At 67.2% G+C, this 2268-nt stretch carries 4 protein-coding genes; 3 read left to right on the forward strand and 1 reads right to left on the reverse strand.

What is annotated here, in order from left to right; genetic code table 11:
- Positions 1-53: 53 nt before the first annotated feature.
- Positions 54-431: a DUF1844 domain-containing protein gene (locus tag ACWGIU_RS36105; RefSeq protein ID WP_030723460.1), complete on the reverse strand. Its 378-nt coding sequence runs from the start codon at positions 429-431 to the stop codon at positions 54-56.
- A 325-nt stretch (positions 432-756) separates the two neighbouring features.
- Between ACWGIU_RS36105 and infC the strand changes: the two genes are divergently transcribed.
- From infC to rplT, 3 genes are all read left to right on the forward strand, one after another.
- Positions 757-1491, forward strand: a complete 735-nt coding sequence (gene infC / locus ACWGIU_RS36110) for a translation initiation factor IF-3 (RefSeq protein WP_453712313.1) — start codon at positions 757-759, stop codon at positions 1489-1491.
- Between the two features lie 104 nt (positions 1492-1595).
- Positions 1596-1790 carry a 50S ribosomal protein L35 gene (gene rpmI / locus ACWGIU_RS36115; RefSeq protein ID WP_030387121.1) on the forward strand — a complete coding sequence of 65 codons (195 nt, stop codon included), beginning with the start codon at positions 1596-1598 and terminating at the stop codon, positions 1788-1790.
- Positions 1791-1891: 101 nt separating this feature from the next.
- On the forward strand, positions 1892-2268 hold a 377-nt coding region (gene rplT, locus ACWGIU_RS36120; protein WP_453712314.1), incomplete at its 3' end, for a 50S ribosomal protein L20.

Here is a 2268-nt window from a genome sequence, read left to right on the forward strand (position 1 = left end):
GCACCCCACGTGGGGTGCACCGGCCGTCGGCGCGTGTCTTTCCGTACGCGGGCTCAGCCGAAGACGGGACCCGTGAACTTCTCGCCCGGGCCCTGGCCCGGCTCGTCCGGGACGATCGAGGCCTCGCGGAAGGCCAGCTGGAGCGACTTCAGGCCGTCGCGCAGCGGGGCGGCGTGGAAGGAGCTGATCTCGGTGGCGCTCGCGGTGACCAGCCCGGCCAGGGCCGTGATCAGCTTGCGGGCCTCGTCGAGGTCCTTGTGCTCGGAGTCCGGCTTGTCCAGGCCCAGGTTGACCGCCGCGGCGCTCAGCAGGTGCACGGCCACCGTGGTGATCACCTCGACGGCGGGCACGTCCGCGATGTCGCGGGTCATGGTGTCGTAGTCGGGGGCGCCGTCGGCAGCGGGTTCGGTGGGGGGTGTCGCGTCAGTCATGCGCCCCACGATATGCCGTGCGGCGCACTTGCGGCACGGGTGCTAGTATGTACTTCGACCGGCCGGACACTCTTGTGCCCGGCCCACAAGTGGAGGCTCCGTTCTCCCACCTGACTGCCCTCCGGGGCGGCGGGTCACCGGTCAGGCGGCATCCATCGTTCCGTACGGACGATGGAAAGCTGCCCGAGTCTACGCCCCGCGGTTTGCATGCGGCGGTGTTCCGGTTGTTTTGGAGCCCCTGCCTGTGCCCGGCGGGGCTTTTTGCATTCTCCCGCCGCGGTCGGTCTGACGGAAATACACGTCAGCGGCTGTCTGCCAGGCAGCCGTGTGGTGCTACCGAGGAGGATCCATCAGCACCGAGCCCCGCATCAACGACCGGATTCGCGTTCCCGAGGTACGGCTTGTCGGTCCCAGCGGCGAGCAGGTCGGCATCGTGCCGCTTGCCAAGGCGCTTGAGCTCGCGCAGGAGTACGACCTCGACCTGGTCGAGGTCGCGGCGTCCGCACGCCCGCCGGTCTGCAAGCTCATGGACTACGGCAAGTTCAAGTACGAGTCGGCCATGAAGGCCCGTGAGGCGCGCAAGAACCAGGCGCACACGGTCATCAAGGAAATGAAGCTCCGGCCGAAGATCGACCCGCACGACTATGACACCAAGAAGGGTCACGTCGTTCGGTTCCTCAAGCAGGGCGACAAGGTCAAGATCACGATCATGTTCCGTGGTCGCGAGCAGTCCCGGCCGGAACTCGGCTACCGACTGCTGCAGCGTCTCGCTTCGGACGTCGAGGACCTCGGGTTCATCGAGTCGAACCCGAAGCAGGACGGCCGAAACATGATCATGGTTCTCGGTCCGCACAAGAAGAAGACCGAGGCCATGGCCGAAGCCCGCGAGGCGCAGGCCGCCCGCAAGGCGGAGCGCCAGGGTGTCGCCCACACCGAAGACGAGGCTCCTTCCGAGGACGCCGCCGTCGAGGTCGATGACACCACCGAGGTCGCCTCTGGCGAGGCCACCGAAGCCGCTGCCGGAGAGGCGCCGGCCGACGAGGCGAACGCCGAGGCCTGAACCGAGGCAGCCCGTCTCGGATCACCGAAACAACATGACGCTCCCGTCAGTCCGGTCCCGCATCGGACCGGTGGGAGCGCCACCGACGAGGAGATAACGGCGCTATGCCGAAGAACAAGACGCACAGCGGTTCCAAGAAGCGCTTCAAGATCACCGGCTCCGGCAAGGTGCTCCGTGAGCGCGCCGGCAAGCGCCACCTGCTCGAGCACAAGTCGTCCCGTGTCACCCGCCGCCTGACCGGCACCGCGGAGATGGCCCCCGGCGACGCCGCGAAGATCAAGAAGCTTCTCGGCAAGTGACGTCCTCCGCTCCCGGTCCGGGAGCGGGACGTCAAGACCGGGACCCCATCGAATTCGGGCCGTGTGAAGACACCCACGGCCCCGCTACAAGGAGTTAAAAAGTGGCACGCGTCAAGCGGGCAGTAAACGCCCACAAGAAGCGCCGGGCGATCCTCGAGGCGGCCTCCGGCTACCGCGGTCAGCGTTCGCGCCTGTACCGCAAGGCCAAGGAGCAGGTCACCCACTCGCTGGTCTACAACTTCAACGACCGCAAGAAGCGCAAGGGCGACTTCCGTCAGCTGTGGATCCAGCGCATCAACGCCGCTGCCCGCCAGAACGGCATGACGTACAACCGCCTCATCCAGGGTCTGAAGGCCGCCAACATCGAGGTGGACCGCAAGATCCTCGCGGAGCTGGCCGTCAACGACGCCAACGCGTTCGCCGCGCTCGTCGAGGTCGCGCAGAAGGCGCTTCCGGCCGACGTCAACGCCCCCAAGGC

The organism is Streptomyces sp. NPDC054840 (assembly GCF_053611065.1).

Bases quoted from the DNA above. Each gene is read 5' to 3' on its own strand.
- ACWGIU_RS36105 (WP_030723460.1), bottom strand. From the start codon at position 431: ATGACTGACGCGACACCCCCCACCGAACCCGCTGCCGACGGCGCCCCC.
- rpmI (WP_030387121.1), top strand. From the start codon at position 1,596: ATGCCGAAGAACAAGACGCACAGCGGTTCCAAGAAGCGCTTCAAGATC.